Annotated in this window: 1 protein-coding gene; it reads left to right on the top strand. The window is 37.3% G+C overall.

From position 1 onward, the window contains the following. Nucleotides 1–228 (top strand): ornithine carbamoyltransferase (locus SB660_RS24385; protein WP_410585240.1); only part of this gene is annotated, 228 nt, incomplete at both ends.

Below are 228 nucleotides of genomic sequence, written 5' to 3'. Positions count from 1 at the left end.
ATGATTCGTGCAAACTCTCATGCAATGGTTAAAGAACTAGCCGAGCATGCAACAATTCCTGTTATTAATGGTTTAACGGATATTTATCATCCTTGTCAGGCATTAGCAGATTTAGAAACAATCTTTGAAAATAAAAGTGAATTACAAGGTCTTAAAATTGCCTATGTTGGAGATGGCAACAATGTAGCGCACTCATTAGTAGTTGCGTCTGCACATGTAGGGATGCAT

The sequence above is a fragment of the Bacillus sp. SIMBA_005 genome (assembly GCF_046535585.1).
Classification (GTDB): domain Bacteria; phylum Bacillota; class Bacilli; order Bacillales; family Bacillaceae; genus Bacillus; species Bacillus pumilus.
This window is presented reverse-complemented; position numbering and strand designations above follow the sequence as displayed.